Source organism: Tsukamurella sp. DT100, from assembly GCF_049844855.1.
GTDB lineage: Bacteria > Actinomycetota > Actinomycetes > Mycobacteriales > Mycobacteriaceae > Tsukamurella.
This window is the reverse complement of sequence record NZ_JBNCLV010000001.1, coordinates 506,374-523,456: the sequence shown is the minus strand read 5'-3', so window position 1 is coordinate 523,456 and position 17,083 is coordinate 506,374. Positions and strand designations below refer to the sequence as shown.

The 17,083-nt window shown below is 70.3% G+C and carries 20 protein-coding genes; 13 read left to right on the top strand and 7 right to left on the bottom strand.

Annotated features, from left to right (window positions below):
- Window positions 1-199: 199 nt before the first annotated feature.
- The 5 genes from ACLQ3K_RS02565 to ACLQ3K_RS02545 are packed head-to-tail and all read left to right on the top strand — an operon-like array spanning window position 200 to window position 3,633.
- Window positions 200-1,462: an alkane 1-monooxygenase gene (locus ACLQ3K_RS02565; RefSeq protein WP_224646513.1), complete on the top strand. Its 1,263-nt coding sequence runs from the start codon at window positions 200-202 to the stop codon at window positions 1,460-1,462.
- Window positions 1,459-1,620 carry a rubredoxin gene (locus ACLQ3K_RS02560; RefSeq protein ID WP_224646514.1) on the top strand — a complete coding sequence of 54 codons (162 nt, stop codon included), beginning with the start codon at window positions 1,459-1,461 and terminating at the stop codon, window positions 1,618-1,620. The genes ACLQ3K_RS02565 and ACLQ3K_RS02560 overlap by 4 nt, the downstream gene beginning before the upstream one ends.
- A 38-nt stretch (window positions 1,621-1,658) precedes the next feature.
- On the top strand, window positions 1,659-1,847 hold the full coding sequence (locus tag ACLQ3K_RS02555; protein ID WP_068521261.1) for a rubredoxin: 189 nt from the start codon (window positions 1,659-1,661) through the stop codon (window positions 1,845-1,847).
- Window positions 1,844-3,028, top strand: coding sequence for an NAD(P)/FAD-dependent oxidoreductase (locus ACLQ3K_RS02550; protein ID WP_425996751.1), 1,185 nt, complete (start codon window positions 1,844-1,846; stop codon window positions 3,026-3,028). The genes ACLQ3K_RS02555 and ACLQ3K_RS02550 overlap by 4 nt, the downstream gene beginning before the upstream one ends.
- Window positions 3,025-3,633 carry a TetR/AcrR family transcriptional regulator gene (locus ACLQ3K_RS02545; RefSeq protein WP_224646518.1) on the top strand — a complete coding sequence of 203 codons (609 nt, stop codon included), beginning with the start codon at window positions 3,025-3,027 and terminating at the stop codon, window positions 3,631-3,633. The genes ACLQ3K_RS02550 and ACLQ3K_RS02545 overlap by 4 nt, the downstream gene beginning before the upstream one ends.
- 17 nt (window positions 3,634-3,650) lie before the next feature.
- Here the strand turns inward: ACLQ3K_RS02545 and ACLQ3K_RS02540 are convergent, their stop codons facing one another.
- A complete protein-coding gene (locus ACLQ3K_RS02540; protein ID WP_224646519.1) occupies window positions 3,651-4,067 on the bottom strand; it encodes a Fur family transcriptional regulator in 417 nt (138 codons plus the stop codon).
- Complete coding sequence (locus tag ACLQ3K_RS02535; protein ID WP_224646520.1) at window positions 4,064-4,465, bottom strand: ArsR/SmtB family transcription factor; 402 nt, start codon at window positions 4,463-4,465, stop codon at window positions 4,064-4,066. Before ACLQ3K_RS02535 ends, ACLQ3K_RS02540 begins: the two co-directional genes overlap by 4 nt.
- Window positions 4,466-4,592: 127 nt before the next feature.
- Between ACLQ3K_RS02535 and ACLQ3K_RS02530 the strand changes: the two genes are divergently transcribed.
- The gene (locus ACLQ3K_RS02530) at window positions 4,593-5,996 is read left to right on the top strand and encodes a glycine--tRNA ligase (protein ID WP_425996748.1); all 1,404 of its coding nucleotides are present in this window, start codon (window positions 4,593-4,595) and stop codon (window positions 5,994-5,996) included.
- Window positions 5,997-6,081: 85 nt separating this feature from the next.
- On the opposite strand, the gene ACLQ3K_RS02525 is transcribed toward ACLQ3K_RS02530, so the two are convergent.
- Window positions 6,082-6,492, bottom strand: a complete 411-nt coding sequence (locus tag ACLQ3K_RS02525; RefSeq protein ID WP_425996746.1) for a lipoprotein LpqH — start codon at window positions 6,490-6,492, stop codon at window positions 6,082-6,084.
- 86 nt (window positions 6,493-6,578) lie between these two features.
- On the opposite strand from ACLQ3K_RS02525, the gene ACLQ3K_RS02520 reads away from it, so the two are divergent.
- The 3 genes from ACLQ3K_RS02520 (at window position 6,579) to dnaG (ending at window position 10,398) form a co-directional block, all read left to right on the top strand.
- Window positions 6,579-7,040 carry a cold-shock protein gene (locus tag ACLQ3K_RS02520; protein ID WP_425996744.1) on the top strand — a complete coding sequence of 154 codons (462 nt, stop codon included), beginning with the start codon at window positions 6,579-6,581 and terminating at the stop codon, window positions 7,038-7,040.
- Entirely contained in the window at window positions 7,041-8,363 is a 1,323-nt protein-coding gene (locus ACLQ3K_RS02515; RefSeq protein WP_425996742.1) for a deoxyguanosinetriphosphate triphosphohydrolase, read from the top strand. It abuts the gene before it with no gap.
- Window positions 8,364-8,472: 109 nt separating this feature from the next.
- Window positions 8,473-10,398, top strand: a complete 1,926-nt coding sequence (dnaG, locus tag ACLQ3K_RS02510) for a DNA primase (protein WP_224646526.1) — start codon at window positions 8,473-8,475, stop codon at window positions 10,396-10,398.
- 11 nt (window positions 10,399-10,409) lie between these two features.
- Here dnaG and ACLQ3K_RS02505 read toward each other — a convergent pair whose 3' ends face one another.
- The gene (locus ACLQ3K_RS02505) at window positions 10,410-10,652 is read right to left on the bottom strand and encodes a hypothetical protein (protein WP_068521248.1); all 243 of its coding nucleotides are present in this window, start codon (window positions 10,650-10,652) and stop codon (window positions 10,410-10,412) included.
- A gap of 63 nt (window positions 10,653-10,715) precedes the next feature.
- Between ACLQ3K_RS02505 and ACLQ3K_RS02500 the strand changes: the two genes are divergently transcribed.
- The 3 genes from ACLQ3K_RS02500 (at window position 10,716) to ACLQ3K_RS02490 (ending at window position 13,070) form a co-directional block, all read left to right on the top strand.
- Window positions 10,716-11,459 (top strand): YggS family pyridoxal phosphate-dependent enzyme, encoded by a 744-nt coding sequence (locus ACLQ3K_RS02500; RefSeq protein WP_425996740.1) that lies wholly within the window; start codon window positions 10,716-10,718, stop codon window positions 11,457-11,459.
- Between the two features lie 10 nt (window positions 11,460-11,469).
- Window positions 11,470-12,012 (top strand): Imm51 family immunity protein, encoded by a 543-nt coding sequence (locus ACLQ3K_RS02495; protein ID WP_336671490.1) that lies wholly within the window; start codon window positions 11,470-11,472, stop codon window positions 12,010-12,012.
- A 71-nt stretch (window positions 12,013-12,083) separates the two neighbouring features.
- A complete protein-coding gene (locus ACLQ3K_RS02490; RefSeq protein ID WP_425996737.1) occupies window positions 12,084-13,070 on the top strand; it encodes a DUF5685 family protein in 987 nt (328 codons plus the stop codon).
- Between the two features lie 63 nt (window positions 13,071-13,133).
- Here the strand turns inward: ACLQ3K_RS02490 and ACLQ3K_RS02485 are convergent, their stop codons facing one another.
- Window positions 13,134-13,994, bottom strand: a complete 861-nt coding sequence (locus ACLQ3K_RS02485) for a class I SAM-dependent methyltransferase (protein ID WP_425996735.1) — start codon at window positions 13,992-13,994, stop codon at window positions 13,134-13,136.
- A gap of 151 nt (window positions 13,995-14,145) precedes the next feature.
- Between ACLQ3K_RS02485 and ACLQ3K_RS02480 the strand changes: the two genes are divergently transcribed.
- Window positions 14,146-14,835, top strand: a complete 690-nt coding sequence (locus tag ACLQ3K_RS02480) for a winged helix-turn-helix transcriptional regulator (protein ID WP_224646536.1) — start codon at window positions 14,146-14,148, stop codon at window positions 14,833-14,835.
- Between the two features lie 82 nt (window positions 14,836-14,917).
- Here the strand turns inward: ACLQ3K_RS02480 and ACLQ3K_RS02475 are convergent, their stop codons facing one another.
- Both ACLQ3K_RS02475 and ACLQ3K_RS02470 read right to left on the bottom strand, forming a co-directional pair.
- Complete coding sequence (locus ACLQ3K_RS02475; RefSeq protein WP_224646538.1) at window positions 14,918-16,432, bottom strand: glyceraldehyde-3-phosphate dehydrogenase; 1,515 nt, start codon at window positions 16,430-16,432, stop codon at window positions 14,918-14,920.
- A gap of 116 nt (window positions 16,433-16,548) precedes the next feature.
- On the bottom strand, window positions 16,549-17,073 hold the full coding sequence (locus ACLQ3K_RS02470; RefSeq protein ID WP_425996733.1) for a hypothetical protein: 525 nt from the start codon (window positions 17,071-17,073) through the stop codon (window positions 16,549-16,551).
- Window positions 17,074-17,083: the final 10 nt, after the last annotated feature.

Below are 17,083 nucleotides of genomic sequence, written 5' to 3'. Positions count from 1 at the left end.
GGCACGCAATTCGATTGTGCACAACTTAAAAAGGGAGAGCTTGACGAACCGGGCCGACCTGTCTACCTGGGGGTTTACATATCAGCGCGAACTGTCCACGAGTCGCTTGACAAATCGTCGGAACATGTCAAATACTGAGTCCAGAGCGTATGACCTCAGTCACAGCCCCTGCCGGGGGCGAACGGATTAAGGAGGCACCATGAAGGGCCTGGCTTACATCGATGCGGACGGCAAGGAAGCCGTCTGGACCGACCACAAGAAGCGACTCTGGCTGTGGGGCCTGTTCGTCCCCACCGCCCTGTTCTTCGCGGTGGGGCTCATCATGCTGCTGGGTATCGGCAGCACCCCGCTGATGTACCTCGCCCCGGTGCTGTGGTGGATCGGCCCGATCCTGCTGTACGTGATCCTCCCGATCGTCGACATCAAGGCCGGCGACGACGGCGAGAACCCGCCGGAGGAGGTGATGGAGGCGCTGGAGAACTCCAAGTACTACAAGTGGCTCACCTACGTCTTCCTGCCCTTCCAGCTCGCCTCGCTGGTGCTGATGTGCTACCTCCTCACCGCTGACAACCTCACCTGGCTGGGCGGCGTGTACGCGACCGGCGGCGGGCTCGGCCTGATCAGCCAGATCGGCCTCACCCTCAGCCTGGGCGTGGTCGCCGGCATCGCCATCAACACCGGTCACGAGCTGGGCCACAAGAAGCCCGAGAACGAGCGCTGGATCGCCAAGCTCACCCTGGCGCCCGCCATGTACGGCCACTTCTTCATCGAGCACAACCGCGGCCACCACGTGCGCGTCGCCACCCCGGAGGATCCCGCGTCCGGCCGCTTCGGCGAGACCTTCTGGGAGTTCCTGCCGCGCAGCGTGTGGGGCAGCCTCAAGTCCTCGTGGGAGCTGGAGAAGACCCGCCTCGAGCGACTCGGCAAGAGCCCGTGGACCCTGAAGAACGACGTGCTCAACGCCTGGCTCATGACCGTCGTGCTGTTCGGTGGCCTGACCGCGGTCTTCGGCTGGTACGTCCTGCCCTTCCTGATCATCCAGGGCGTCTACGGGTTCAGCCTGCTGGAGTCGGTGAACTACCTCGAGCACTACGGCCTGCTGCGTCAGAAGCTCGCCTCCGGCCGCTACGAGCGTTGCGCCCCGAAGCACTCCTGGAACTCGGATCGCATCATCACCAACGTCTTCCTGTACCACCTGCAGCGCCACAGCGATCACCACGCCAACCCCACGCGCCGCTACCAGACCCTCCGCTCGTTCGAGGAGGCCCCGTCGCTGCCCCAGGGCTACGCCACGCTGATCGGCCTGACCTACTTCCCGCCGCTGTGGCGCCGCCTGATGGACCACCGCGTCCTCGACCACTACGACGGCGACATCACCAAGGTCAACATCCACCCCCGCGTCCGCGACAAGGTCCTCGCCCAGTACGGCGCCACCGCGACCGGAGAGCAGGCCGCCGCATGAGCGCCTTCAAATGCCCCGTGTGCCAGTACGTCTACGACGAGGCGGCGGGCGCGCCCCGCGAGGGCTGGCCGGCCGGCACCCTCTGGGTTGATATTCCCGACGACTGGAACTGCCCCGACTGCGGGGTCCGCGACAAGATCGACTTCGAACCGGTCTGAGCCGGCGCGAATCCTCCCCTCCGAGAAAGGAACCGACAATGAGTGACGCACCCTTCAAGCTGTTCCGCTGCCTCCAGTGCGGCTTCGAGTACGACGAGGCCGAAGGCTGGCCCGAGGACGGCATCGAGCCCGGCACCCGCTGGGACGACATTCCGGACGACTGGTCCTGCCCCGACTGCGGCGCCGCCAAGGCCGACTTCGAGATGGTCGAGGTATCGCGGGCATGAGCACGGACAGCGTGGTGATCGTCGGCACGGGCGTCGCGGGCGCCACCGCGGCCCTGGCGCTGCGGACCGGCGGATACGACGGGGCCGTGACCCTCATCGGGCGCGACCCGCACCTCCCGTACCGGCGGCCCACCCTGTCGAAGGACGTGTTGCTGGCGGGGATGCCCGTCGAGAAGGCGCTCCTCAAGCCGGCCACGCACTGGGAGGACATCGACGTCACGGTCCGCACCGGGGTCACCGTGACGGGCGGCGACACCGCCGCCCGCACCCTGGAGCTGTCCGACGGTGCCGACCTCGCCTACGGCTCGCTAGTCCTCGCGACCGGCGGTGCGGCCCGGGAGCTGCCGGGCCTGCCGCCCGCGCCCCGCGTGAGGTACCTGAGGGACTTCGCCGACGCGACCGCGCTGCGCGACGAGCTGGGCCGCGCGGGCCGCGTCATCGTGCTCGGCGCCGGACTCATCGGCTCCGAGGTCGCCTCCGCCGCCGCGAAGCTGGGGGCCGCCGTCACCGTCGTCGAGCCGGCCGCCCTGCCGCTCGCCCGCGTCGTGCCCCCGTCGATCGGGGAGCGCCTCGCCGGCCTGCAGCGGGACGCCGGCGTCGACCTGCTGCTCGGCGTCCGGCCGGGGGAGATCACCGTCGACCCCGACCAGGTCTCCGTCGCGCTGCCCGGCGGCGGCGCCCTCGTGGCCGACCTGCTGGTGGTGGCCGTGGGCTCGAGCCCCGACACCGGCCTCGCCGAGCGTCTGGCCCTGCGCGTGGACGACGGTATCCTGGTGGACGAGCAGTACCGCACGTCCGCCGAGGGCGTCTACGCCATCGGCGACTGCGCGCGGGTGCCCCATCCGCTGGAAGGCGGCAGCTACCGGGCCGAGAACTGGTCGGCGGCGCAGGACCAGGGCACCGCGGTCGCGCAGGTGCTCCTCGGCGGCGCGCCCGCCCCCACGGTCCCGTGGGGCTGGTCGAACCAGTTCGGGGCGGTGCTGCAGTTCGCGGGATGGCCCGCGGCGGACGACGAGCTGGAGGTGGACGGTCCCATGGACACGGCGAGCGGTGATCCCTTCTTCGCGCGGTGCCACCGCGGCGGCAGCCTCGCCGGCGCCGTCGCGATGGGTCGGCCCAAGGAGCTCCGGGCGGTCCGTGGCGAGCTCTCCGAGCAGATCGCGGCGGCGGTCGCGCGATGACCGTCCTCGTCGGGCGCGATGCCGCTGATGCCGCGCCGAAACAAACGGTGCGGGATCAGGCGCTCGACGCGGTCAGCGGCGTCCTGAGCGGGCGGGAGTGGTCGGCGGTCACCATGGCCGCCGTCGCCCGCCAGGCGGGCGTCAGCCGGCAGACCCTGTACAACGAGTTCGGCTCCCGCAAGGGCATGGCCGTCGCCTACGTCACCCGGTTCGTCGACGGCCTCCTCGCCTACGTGCAGGAGCGGATCGACGCGCACCCGGGCGAGATCGACGCCGCCGTCGACGACGCCATGCGCGGCGTCTTCGAGATCGGGATGGGCGACCCCGTCGTCATCAACATCGTGGGACCGAACCCCCACCGCGACCTCATGGGGATCGTGACGATCGACGGCACGCCGATCATGCAGCGCGCCGCCGAGGGCCTCGCGGAGATCCTCGCCATGAGCTGGGCACAGGTCCGCCGGGCCGACGCGCAGATCGCGGCCGGCGTGCTCGTGCGGCTCGCGTTCAGCCACCTCACCATGCCGATCGAGGGCCCGGAGGAGGCGGCGCGCGAGGTGTCCGCGGTGCTCTCGCCGTTCCTCGCCCAGGCCGTTCGTAGCTGAACCGCGCCCGGATCGGGTCAGGGGCGGGAGCAGTCGGCGCAGCGGCCGAAGATCTCCAGCGTGTGGGTCACGTCGGTGAAGCCGTGCGCCGCGGCGGTCCGCGCCGACCACGCCTCGACGGCCCGATCCGTCACCTCGACGGTGCGCCCGCACTCGCGGCACACCAGGTGGTGATGGTGCTCGTCCGAGCACAGCCGGAACAGGGCCTCGCCGCTGTCCGTCCGCAGCGTGTCGACGGCGCCCGCGTCCGCCATCGCCTGGAGGTTCCGGTACACGGTGGTCAGGCCGATCGATTCGCCGTCCGCGCGGAGCCGCTCGTGCAGCTCCTGCGCCGACTTGAACTCCGAGACCGATCGCAGCGCCTGCGTGATCGCCCCGCGCTGTTTGGTCGCCCGGATTCCGGTTCCCTTGGCGGCGTGGACGGTCACCGTCACGCCCCCGGCCGCTCGGTGGCGTGGGCGACCGCGTCGACCACGATGTGCGCGAGGTGGTCGTCGACCAGGCGGTAGACGATCTCGCGACCGTTGCGCTCGCCGCGCACGACGCCGGCCGATTTGAGCACGCGCAGGTGCTGGCTGACGAGGGGCTGGGTCACGCCGAGGGCGTCGACCAGTTGATGCACGCAGAGCTCGGAGTGCATGAGCTCGAGCACGATGGAGATTCGGACCGGGGCGGCCAGGGCGCGCAGGAGGTCGCCCGTGGCGGTGAGTACCTCGGGATCGGGCTGGGTGCGCGGCGGGTCCTCGGGGTCGACGGGGCAGTCGGCGACGAGGGCGGTCGGGACGATGTCGGTGGGAATGGGGTGCCTCCTCTTATCAACAATCATTTTCATATGCGGGATCGGCCACGTCAAGCCGCCGGGCGGGAGGCGTCCCATCGCGCCGTGGTCCGGGGTGCGAACGGTAGAGTCGGTGCGTACGTTTTTCTTGTCTCACAACCCGTCGGAGATGAAGCGCGCCGTGGCCAAAGCAACCAAAGTCGATACCGTCGCCAACCTGTGCAAGCGCAGGGGACTGGTCTTCCAGTCGGGTGAGATCTACGGCGGAACGAAGTCGGCCTGGGATTACGGGCCGCTGGGCGTGGAGCTCAAGGAGAACATCAAGAAGCAGTGGTGGCGCAACATGATCACCTCGCGCGACGACGTGGTGGGTCTGGACAGCGCGATCATCCTGCCCCGCCAGGTGTGGGTCGCGTCCGGCCACGTCTCGGTGTTCAACGATCCGCTGGTCGAGTGCCTCAACTGCCACAAGCGGCACCGTCAGGACCACCTCCAGGAGGCGTTCGCCGAGAAGCGCGCCGCCAAGGGCGAAGAGGTCGACCCGGACGCCGTGCCGATGTCGGAGATCGTCTGCCCGGATTGCGGCACCAAGGGGCAGTGGACCGAGCCCCGCGACTTCAACATGATGCTCAAGACCTACCTCGGCCCGATCGAGTCGGAGGAGGGCCTGCACTACCTGCGGCCCGAGACCGCACAGGGCATCTTCGTGAACTTCAAGAACGTGATGACCACGGCGCGCAAGAAGCCGCCGTTCGGCATCGGCCAGATCGGCAAGAGCTTCCGCAACGAGATCACGCCCGGCAACTTCATCTTCCGGACCCGCGAGTTCGAGCAGATGGAGATGGAGTTCTTCGTCAAGCCGGGTGACGACGACGAGTGGCACCAGTACTGGATCGACTACCGCCTCAAGTGGTACACGGACCTCGGCATCGACCCGGAGAACCTGCGCCTGTTCACGCACCCGCAGGAGAAGCTGAGCCACTACTCCAAGGGCACCGTCGACATCGAGTACCGCTTCGAGTTCACCGGCAGCGAGTGGGGCGAGCTCGAGGGCATCGCCAACCGCACCGACTTCGACCTCGGCACCCACACGAAGCACTCGGGCGAGTCGCTGGAGTTCTTCGACCAGCAGTCGGGCGAGCGGTACACCCCGTACGTCATCGAGCCCGCTGCTGGCCTCACCCGCTCGCTGATGGCCTTCCTCGTGGACGCCTACACCGAGGAGGAGGTGCCGAAGGCCAACGGCGGCACCGACACCCGCGTCGTGCTCAAGCTCGACCGTCGCCTCGCCCCGGTGAAGGTCGCGGTGCTGCCCCTCTCGCGCGACGAGAAGCTCTCGCCCAAGGCGCGCGAGCTGTCCGCGCAGCTGCGGCAGTTCTGGAACGTCGACTTCGACGACGCCCAGGGCATCGGCAAGCGCTACCGCCGCCAGGACGAGATCGGCACCCCGTTCTGCGTCACCGTCGACTTCGACACGCTCGAGGACGAGTCCGTGACCGTGCGCGAGCGCGACACGATGGAGCAGGAGCGCGTGCCGCTCGCCGAGATCCAGCAGTACCTGGCCGCGCGCCTCGGCGGCTGCTGATCAGGTCGTGAGAACGGCGCCCCGGTGATGCACCGGGGCGCCGTTGTTTCTCTTCGCTCTCGGATCTTGTCCGATCTGGACAGTGCTAGCCGCAGGTGATCTCGACGCGGAACTTCTTGGTGCTCAGGTCGGCGGCGCGGGCCTCTCCGGTGATCGTGTACCGGTTGCCGGCCTTCGAGGCCTTGGCCGAGCCGACCTTCCCGACGGGCGTGTTCAGCACCGTCATCACGTTGCCGCCGGTGGCGATGAACAGGCTGTTCACCGTGGGCGGGTTGCCCTCGGTGAGCATGGCGCCGACGCCGCGGGCGGTCTGCACGCTGCCCGAGCCCACCGTGATGCTGTCGCCGTTGCGCGAGCATCCGGCGTTGACGTACTCGGCCGCGCTCTCGGCCTTCCCGTCGATCGCGACCACGGTGCTGGAGTCGGTGTTGGGGGAGGTGCACGCCGCGAGCGCCACGAGGGTGCAGCCCGCGAGGGTGACTGCCGCTTTCTTCATGGGCAATACGGTACCGGGGGATCGCCGCCGGTCCGGGTGCACCGCATCAAGCGGGTCGCCCCGTCTCACTATGGGATACTCGACGCATGACGAACGGCAAGGTGGTCCATTTCGACACGCAGCGCGGCTTCGGCTTCCTCGCGCCGGACGCGGGGGGCGAGGACGTCTTCCTCCACGTGAACGACATCGATTTCGACGAGTCGGCGCTGCGGCCGGGCACTGCGGTCACGTTCGAGGTGGAGAAGGGCGACAAGGGGCTCAAGGCCGTGAACGTCGCCGTCGTCGGCGGAGCTCCCGCCGCCGCGCCCCGTCGCGACAACCGGGACAGTCGCGATTCCCGCGATTCCCGCGGCGACCGGCGCGACCAGGCGCCCCGTCGGGACGCCGCACCGCGCGCGGCCGCCGGAGCGCTCGACATGCAGTCCTTCGTCGACGAGCTCACCGAGCTCCTGCTCGATTCCTCGGACGATCTGACCGCCGGCCAGATCATCGCGATCCGTCAGCGGATCGCAGACTTCGCCTTCGCGCGCGGTTGGGTCACCGAGTAGGTGCCGCTGCTGCCCGGGCCGGCCGCGTACCAGCCGGCCGACGTCGAACGCCTCGTCGCCGAGCAGCCCAAAACGGCGGGGCTCGAAGCGGATACGGAGCCCACGCTCTTCTCGGGCCCGCAGTGGGAGGCCCTGCGGTGGGAGGGGCACAGCTCCGCCTTCGCGCGGGATCGCGCGCGCGTGCTGCACAGCGCCGCGCTGCGCCGCCTCGCCGATAAGACGCAGGTCGTGGGCCCGCGCGAGGGCGATACGCCGCGCACCCGGCTCACCCACTCGCTGGAGGTCAGCCAGATCGGCCGGGGCATCGCCCTCGGCATCGGCTGCGATCCCGACCTCGTGGACCTCGCGGGCCTCGCCCACGACATCGGGCACCCGCCCTACGGGCACAACGGCGAGCGCGCCCTCGACGAGGTCGCGTCGAGCATCGGCGGCTTCGAGGGCAACGCGCAGAACCTGCGCATCCTCACTCGCCTCGAGCCCAAGGTGCTGAACGCCGCGGGGGAGTCGGCCGGTCTCAACCTCACCCGCGCCGCGCTCGACGCCGCCACCAAGTACCCGTGGCTCCGCCGCGAGCCGGGCGGCAAGTTCGGCGTCTACGACGACGACGCGTACGTCCTGGACTGGATGCGCGGCGGCGAGAACGGCCCGCACGGCACCCGGCAGTGCCTCGAATCGCAGGTCATGGACTGGTCCGACGACGTCGCCTACTCCGTGCACGACGTCGAGGACGGGGTCCTGTCGGGCCGCCTCGACCTGCGCGCCCTCTCCTCGCCCGCGGAGGTGCGCAGCCTCTCCGGCTTCGGCGCGAGCAGCTTCCGCGGCGCCGAGGCCGCCGAGCTGGAGGAGGCCGGCGCCCGCCTCGCCTCCTTCGAGGTGGTCGCCGCGGCCGCGAAGTACGACGGTGACCTCGCCTCCTCGGTGGCGCTCAAGCGTATGACGAGCGAGCTGGTGGGCCGCTTCGCCTCCGCCGCGATCGACGCGACCCGGGCCGCCACGGGCAACGAGCCGGTGTGCCGGTACGAGGCCGACGTCGAAGTGCCGCCGTCCGTGCGCGCCGAGGTGATCCTGCTGAAAACGATGGCGCTGCAGTACATCTACTCGAACCAGATGCACCTCGCCATTCAGCAGGGCCAGCGGGACCGGATCCTGCGCGTGGCCGACTACCTGATGGGCGCGTCACCGTCGAACATCGATCCGCTGTATTCCCCGGCCTACCTCGCCGCGGATTCCGACGCCGTCCGCCTGCGCGTCGTGGTCGACCAGATCGCGTCGATGACGGAGACGCGCCTGGAGCGGCTGGACGAGAAAGTGCTGGAGAGTTGAAAGATTGACACCTCTCCGCGCTCTGAGGGACATCGATTTCGATTGACCTGGGAAAACGCCGGATGCAGGTGTAGATCTTTCACGCCACGGGAGTCAGTAGACTGTTGCCGTGGTCGGCAGAATCCCGGAGCGTGACATCGCGGCGATCCGCGACCGTGCGCGCATCGAGGACGTGGTCGGCGAATACGTGGCGCTCCGCCCCGCCGGCGTCGGGTCGATGAAGGGCCTGTGCCCGTTCCACGACGAGAAGACCCCCAGCTTCCACGTGCGTCCCACGCAGGGCTTCTTCCACTGCTTCGGCTGCGGCGAGGGCGGCGACGTCATCTCCTTCCTGCAGAAGATCGAGCACGTGCCCTTCGTGGAGGCCGTCGAGCAGCTCGCCGACAAGGTGGGCATCCAGATCTCCTACGAGGGCGGCGCTCCCGGCCCCAAGCAGGACCGCGGCACCCGCATGCGGCTCGTCGCGGCCAATGCCGCCGCACAGAAGTTCTATGCCGAGCAACTGCGCACCCCGGAGGCGGAGATCGCCCGGACCTACCTCACCGAACGCGAGTTCACCGAGGAGGACGCTCGCTTCTACGGCTGCGGCTACGCCCCGTCGGGCTGGGACACCATGACGAAGGCGCTGCTGCGGCAGGGCTTCGACGTCAAGGAGCTCGAGGCGGCGGGCCTGTCCAAGCAGGGGCAGCGCGGCCCGATCGACCGGTTCCACCGCAGGCTGCTGTGGCCCATCAGGAACCTCGGCGGCGACGTGATCGGCTTCGGCGCGCGCAAGCTCTTCGACGACGACAACCTCGGCAAGTACATGAACACGCCGGAGACTATCCTCTACAAGAAGTCCCAGGTGCTGTTCGGTCTCGACCACGCGAAGAAGCACATCGCCAAGGGGCACCAGGTGGTGGTCGTCGAGGGCTACACCGACGTCATGGCCATGCACTCCGCCGGCGTGGAGACCGCCGTCGCGTCCTGTGGCACCGCCTTCGGCGAGGACCACGTCTCCCTCGTGCGGCGGCTCATGATGGACGACAGCTACTTCCGCGGCGAGGTGATCTACACCTTCGACGGTGATGCCGCCGGCCGCGCAGCCGCGATGAAGGCTTTCGACGGCGACCAGAAGATCGCCGGGCAGTCGTTCGTCGCCATCGCACCGGACGGCATGGACCCGTGCGAGCTGCGCCAGAAGCGCGGCGACGAGGCCGTGCGGGACCTCATCGCGCAGCGCGTGCCCATGTTCGAGTTCGTGGTGAAGACGCTGATCCAGGAGTTCGACCTCGACACCGCCGAGGGGCGCGTGCACGCGCTGCGCCGGTCGGTGCCCGTGGTCGCGCGGATCAAGGACATGGCACTGCGGGACGAGTACTCGCGCCAGCTCGCCGGGTGGGTCGGCTGGGAGGACGTCGCGCAGGTGTTGCGCCGCGTGCGGGAGGAGTCCGCCCGGATCCGCCGCGGCGAGGGGCGTCCCGGGCCCGGCGCGCCCGCACCGTCGACCAACCGGATCCGCGACGCGGTTCCCGAGGTCCCGGCACCCCGACCGACGGGGCCGCAGCGCCCCAACCCCGCCGACCCGGTGCTGTGGGTGCAGCGCGAGGTGCTCAAGGCCGCGCTGCAGGTGCCCGCGCTCGCGGGCATGGTCTTCGACGCGCTCTCCGACGACATGTTCACCGACCCCGCGTACCGCCAGGTGCGGCTGGCGATCGAGGCGGCGGGAGGCATCGCGGCGGGCCTGGGCGGCCCCGAATGGGTGGACACGGTGGTGCGCCACGTCGACGGTCCCGTGCTCGAGCCGCTGGTCACCGAGCTCGCGGTGGAGCCGATGCAGGTGGCGGGCGACCCGTCGCCGCGGTACGTCGAGTCGGTGATGGCGCGGCTGCAGGAGGTGTGGGTCGGGGCGCAGGTGGCCGACCTCAAGTCGAAGCTGCGCCGCATGTCGCCCAATTCCGACGGTGACTACAACCGCCTGTTCGGCGACCTCGTCGCGCTCGAGAGCTACCGGCAGAGCCTGCTCAAGATGGCCGTCGGCGACTCGGCGTTCTAGTCCGGTTCGGTCTAATCCAGGTCGGTCTTGGGGGAGTAGATCACCGTCTGCGCGTCGATCTCGCGCATCGTGCGCATCTTCGGATCGGGGTTGAGCTGCTCGGCGAGCTTGCGGCGCCCGATCTCCACGGCCTTCTTCGTCGCCGGGCTGGTGGCGATGGCCTTCGCGGTGCGGTTGATCTGCTCGTACCGGCGGCGTCCGGCCTTGGTGCCCAGCACGTAGCCGGCACCTGCGGCGATAACCAGTCGCATCATGCCGCCACTGTACCGGCCGCGGCCCCGCTCCGGCGGGCGGTCCCCGGCCGATAGGCTCGATCCATGAGCTCGTACCCGCCCGCCCAGACCGTCGCCGAGTTCGAGGCCGGGATCGCCGAGGTGATGCGCCGCATCGACGCCGCGGCGGCCCGGGCGGGGCGGTCACCGTCGGACGTGCGGCTGCTCCCCGTCAGCAAGACGGTGCCGCAGGAGCGGCTGCGGCTCGCCGTGGCTGCGGGTTGCCGGGAGCTGGGGGAGAACAAGCCGCAGGAGGCGAAGCGCAAGAGCGCCGAGATGGCCGACCTGGACGTCTCCTGGGCCGTGATCGGCCACCTGCAGACCAACAAGGCCAAGGACGTCGCCGCCGTCGCCGCCGAGTTCCAGGCACTCGACAGCGTCCGCGTCGCCGAGGCGCTCGACCGCCGGTTGCAGGCGCTCGGCCGCGGCCTCGATGTGTACGTGCAGGTCAACACGTCGGACGAGGAGCAGAAGTACGGGCTGCCGCCGGCCGAGGTGCCGGCCTTCCTCGCGGAACTGCCCGCGTTCGCTTCGCTGCGGGTGCGCGGCTTCATGACTCTCGCGGAGTTCGCCTCCGACGAGGAACGGGTGCGCGCCTGCTTCCGCCGGCTCCGGGACGTCCGGGACCGGGCCGTGCAGGACTGGCCCGAGGCGGTCGAGTTGTCGATGGGCATGTCGGGCGACTACGAGATCGCCGTGGAGGAGGGCTCGACCTGCGTGCGGGTGGGCCAGGCGATCTTCGGCTCTCGGGCGCTGCCCGACAGCCATTACTGGCCCGAGGGGCAGTAACCTTCCCCTCGTGCTGACCGATGACGAGGATCGCCAGTTCACCGTCGCCGACATCGCCGAGCTCCTGGCGGTCGTCGTGGCGCTCGGCCTGCTGTTCTGGCTGCTCGACCCCCTCAATCCGTGGTTGAAGTACCCCGCGATCCTGTTCGGCTCCGTCGCCGTGCTCGCGGTGTGGCGCGGCCTGCGGAGGGTGATCGCGAAGCGCAGCGGCGGCCGCGCCGGCGGGATCGCGCCCCTGCAACTGGTCGAGACGGTTCCGGGCGAGTACTCGCTGATCCTCCTGGCCGGCGGCACCCCGTCCGACGATGCCGTCGTCGCGCTCGGGCACGAGCCGAACGGCTACTTCTGGCAGGGCGTCGCCGAGCGGATCCTGCCCGAGCAGATGCGCGTGGGAATCCGGTTCGACAGCGAGGCGGGCATGTTCAGCGCGCGGAGCGACAAGGAGACCCTGGTGATCCTGGGCTCGGAGATGGCCCGGATCGCGACCGATCCCGCGCGTGTGCGCGAGGTGGTCGCCGCTGCGGAGGCCGACGGCTTCGTCTTCGACGACTGACGGCCCGGCGGGGGCGCGGCCCGGCACAATGGTCGGGTCCAGCGGTTGCAGACAGTGATCGGAGTCCCATCGTGCTCGGTCTCGTGCGCTCGTGTTCCACTCACCTCGATCCCGCGGTGCGGCGGCTCTGGCGCGCGCACCTGTGCGGGCTGTGCCTGATGCTGCGCGACACCGCGGGGCAGCCCGCGCGGGCGTTCACCAACACCGACGCCGCGCTGCTCTCGGCGCTCGTCGAGGCGCAGCAGCCGCGGCCGGCCGCCACCCGCACGGCCGGCCCGTGCGCGTTGCGCGGGATGCGGCGCGCCGAGGTGATCGCACCGGCGGAGCTCGGGGTACGGCTGGGCGCCACCGCCGCACTCACGTTGGCGTCGGCGAAGATCGGTGATCGCGCCGCCGAGCGGGAGGAGGGCCTGTGCGGCTCCGGTCCCGCGGGGCGCAGCACCGTCGGGCTGCTGCGGGTGACCGAGCGACGGCTCGGGCGTCGGGCCGGAGCCGACGCGCCGGTCGCCGCGGCGGCGCACGTTCCCGACGCCCTCGCCGGGCTCGCCGAGCAGGCGCGGATCGAGTCCCGCGCCACCGAGCTCGCCGAGGTGACCGCGCCGACGGCGTCGGCGGTCGGCGCGATGTTCGCGGCGTCGGCCGGGCTCGCCGGCTGCCCGGAGAACGAGGAGGCCCTCGGCGAGCTGGGCCGCGCCTACGGCGAGTTCGCGCACCTCGCGGACGCGCTGGAGGACTTGCCGCGCGACCGGGCGCGGGGCGACTACAACCCGCTCGACGCGACCGGCACGTCCGTGGACGCCGCCGTCGCGCGGCTGCAGGCGTTGCGCGACACCGTGATCGACAGGCTCGGCCGGGTCGAGCTGCGCGACGACCGGCTGGTGCGACCCCTGCTGCTCACCGCGATGGCCACGGTCCTCGCCGCCCAGCGCACGCCGATGACCAAGAAGTCGAAGAAGAAGCTGGGCAGGCGATCGGTCGAGGTGGGCGAGAACGCGGGCGACTGCTGCTGCGACGGCGACTGCTGTTGCGGCGACGGGTGCTGTTGCGACTGCTCGTGAGTCGGTCACGGTTTCGCCGGTCGATGATCAGGGGCGCGCGGTCCCGTGCCGACCTGGTGCGGTTCACGGGCGCGTGCCGGAGACGACGAGCATCTCGCACGGACCGACGAAACCGGTCGGATCGTCGAACTCGCCGAGTGCCTGCTCGATCCGTTCCCAGGTCCGACCGCGCGTCGATTCGTCGACCCCCGCGAGCATCTGGTGCAATGCGCCGAACGACTCCCGCTCGAACCGTGCGCACTCCGCCGAAGAGGAGAACCGGACGGGCGACGGAACGGCGGTCACGGCGACGTCCACGAGCCCGGCGTCGGCGAAGGCTGCGGCGGCGACGCCGTCGCCGGCGAGGCTGAACGGTCCGGGAAGGCCCGGCGCCGGCGCCGGCAGGCCGGCGGCCGCGCGGATGATGCCGACGGGTACCGCGAAGAAGCCGTTCCGCTCCGCAGCCGAGTACACCACGGTGGACACGCGGCCACCCGGTCGCAGCACGCGGCACATCTCCGACAGCGCGCGCCCGCGATCGGGGAAGTAGATCAGCCCCACCCGGGAGATCGCCGCGTCATAGGTCCCGTCGGGGATGGCGCGCAGGTCCTCCCCGTCGGCCTCCAGGGTCTCGATGTTCGTCAGGCCCGCGGCCGCGGCGGCCCGCGCTGCGAAGGAGAGGATCGCGGGCGAGATGTCGGTCGCGAGTACTCGTCCGGAGGTCCCCACTCGGTGTGCCGCGGCGAGGGTCTGGCCGCCGGCACCGGCGGCGATGTCGATCACGCGGGAGCCGGTGGTGACCCGCGCATCGTCGAGCATCCGCCCCGTGGATTCGCCGAGCCAGTCCTCGATCTGCGGGCCCCACCGATCCCAGGCCTCCGCGGCGGCCTGCCATTGCTCACGTGTGGTGGCCTTGAACACCGATGGATCGAAAGTGCTGGTCATGATCGTCCCTTCGTCGCTGATCTCCTCAGCATGCCGAGGGGCGCGATGCGCGGGCCAGTCCGAGAACTGGACCGCCCCGGGACTGATTCTGGACCTGCGGGCCGGGTGCGCTCACACTCGAAGGAGCGCCCGCACTCCGAGGAGGCTCGCCATGAAGGACTACAACCAGTACTGCCCGGTGGCCCTGGCAAGTTCGGTGATCGGGGAGCGGTGGACTCCGCTCATCGTCCGCGAGTTGATCCTCGGTGGCCGCAGGTTCAACGACATCGACCGTGGCCTTCCGGGGATCTCTCGATCGCTGCTCAAGGCTCGACTCACCTACCTGGAGCGCAAGGGCGTCGTCGAACGCGTCGCGTTGCCACGCGGAGGCGGGCACGAGTACGTGCTGACTCCCGCGGGCCGCGACCTCGAGCGGGTGATCATGGCGTTCGGTGAGTGGTCGGTGCGATGGATGTTCAGCGAACCCGAGCCGCGCGAGGTGGATCCGGTGACGTTGACCTGGTGGATGTCTCGGCGATTGGTGGCCGACGCACTGCCGGACAGGCGCACCGTCGTCGAATTCGACTACGTCGGCGACGAGCCGCTGCGGATCTGGCTCGTCATCGAGCGGCGGGAGTCATCGGTCTGTACGGATCCTCCGGGCTACGACACGGACCTCGTCGTCCGGACGGAGCCGGTGGCGTTGATGCGGGTGTTCTCCGGCATCACCGACTATCCGCGATCCGTCGCCACCGGGGGCGTCGTTCTGACCGGCCCCGCCGGCCTGATCCGGTCCTTCCCCACCTGGTTCGCGTGGAGCCCGTTCGCCCCCGCGGTACGGGAGCGACTCGCGGAGGCATGACGGGCCGGCGCTCGAGCGCCGGATACGACACCGCCCCGGAGGAAGCAACGGCTTCCACCGGGGCGGTGACGGATTCGGGTACTTAGGCCTCGACGCGGACGTCGGCGCGGGCCGGGATGACCACGGGGTGCACGCCGGACATGCGCTCGAGCACGCGGACCACCTGGCAGGAGTAGCCGTACTCGTTGTCGTACCAGACGTAGAGCACGAGGTCCTTGCCGTCGGCGATGGTCGCGAGACCGTCGACGATGCCGGCGCGGTGCGAGCCCACGAAGTCCGTGGACACGACCTCGGGCGACTCGATGTAGTCGACCTGCTGGCGCAGCTTCGAGTGCAGCGAGACGCGGCGGAGGTAGTCGTTGACCTCGTCCTTGCTGGTCGGCTTCTCGAGGGTGATATTGAGGATCGCCAGCGAGACGTCCGGGGTGGGGACGCGGATGGACGAGCCGGTGAGCTTGCCCTCGAGCTGCGGCAGCGCCTTCGAGACGGCCTTCGCGGCGCCCGTCTCGGTGATCACCATGTTGAGCACCGCCGAGCGGCCGCGGCGGTCGCCCTTGTGGAGGTTGTCGATCAGGTTCTGATCATTGGTGAACGAGTGCACCGTCTCGACGTGGCCGCGCTGGATGCCGTAGGCCTCGTCCAGGGCCGCGAGGACCGGGGTGATCGCGTTCGTGGTGCACGACGCGGCGGAGAGGATGTTGTCGGCGTCCTCGATCGTGCTGTCGTTGATGCCGTGCACGATGTTCTTCAGCGGCGCCTTGCCCGGCGCGGTGAGCAGCACGCGCTTGGCGCCCTTGCTCTTGAGGTGCAGGCCGAGGCCCTCCTCGTCGCGCCACTTGCCGGTGTTGTCGACGATCAGCGCGTCCTTGATGCCGTACGCGGTGTAGTCGATGGTCGACGGGTCGTCCGAGTAGATGACCTGGATCCGCGTGCCGTTGGCGATGATCACGTCGTTCTCGGCATCGATCGAGACCGAGCCGGCGAACGGGCCGTGCACGGAGTCGCGGGCCAGCAGGCTGGCGCGCTTCTCGAGGTCGTTCTTGACGCTGCGGCGCACGACGATCGCGCGCAGGCGCAGGCCGTGGCCGTTGCCGGCGTGGCTGATCAGGATGCGGGCCAGCAGGCGGCCGATGCGGCCGAAGCCGTACAGCACGACGTCGGCGCCGTCACCATCGGAGACCGGGACGTTGCGCTTGGCGATCTCGGCGCGCAGCAGCTCCTGCACGGCCTCGTCGGACTCGAGGTCCGCGGCGAGGACGGCCAGGCGCGCGATGTCGATCGACGCGGGCTCGGGCGCGATCTCCAGCAGGCCGCGCAGCACCTTCTCCGTCTGCGCCAGCGTGAGGGCCTGATGGCCCAGCTCCTCGGCGCGCTCGTGCGCCGAGATCACCGCGGAGGTGGAGAGGTTGATCAGGCGGTGCCCGTGGATCGACGACACCACACCGTGCTGGCGGTACAGCCGGCCGATGATGGGGATCAGGCGCTCGGCCTGCTCCTCACGGGCGACCCAGGCGTCGCGGTGGCTGTCGTACGCGCCGCGATGCCCATCGGCAGTCGCGGAGTTCGACGGGGACTCGGGCTCCAGCTGTTGCGTCACGCCCATCATTATGCAATGCGCTGACCGCGCCGCGAGCCACCGGGGCGATGGTGGGAGTGTGCAACCAATCGGCTCCGGAATGCCTGGTCACCGTGGTCGGTGCGGCGGAAGTGCGTTCACGCTCCACCGGGACGATCGCCGAGCGCGCGCTCGATCCGGTCGACGACGTCCGACGGTGCGCCCCTCGTGGCGTCGATCGCGACGTCGTGCGCGGGGGAGCGACGGAGGAGCGCCGCCTCGCGGTGGGCGCGATCGGCGAGAATCCGCTGGTGAGCAGGGTCGGCGCCGAGCAGTTCGTCGCCGGGGAGGCGTCCGGTGCTCTCCGCGGAGCGCAGTGCTACGCGGGCGGTGAGGGCCTCGTCCGAGGCGTCGAGCAGGACGCCGGCCAGCCCCTCGGGGTGCGCCTCGGCGACCAGGTCCGGGTCCCGGGTCACGACGATCAGGTCGTCTGCCCCGGCGTTCGCGTATCCCCGGGTCAGCGCCGCGTACGCGGCCGCGTGCACGTCGCGGTGGTATGCCGGGCCCTGGAAGCCGAGCTGTTCGACGTCGATGTATGCGGTCCCGCGCCCCGCCGCCCACCGGCGCCGGACCAGCTCCCAGCCCACGGTGGATTTGCCGGCGGCGGTCGCGCCGTGGAGCACCGTCGTCGGC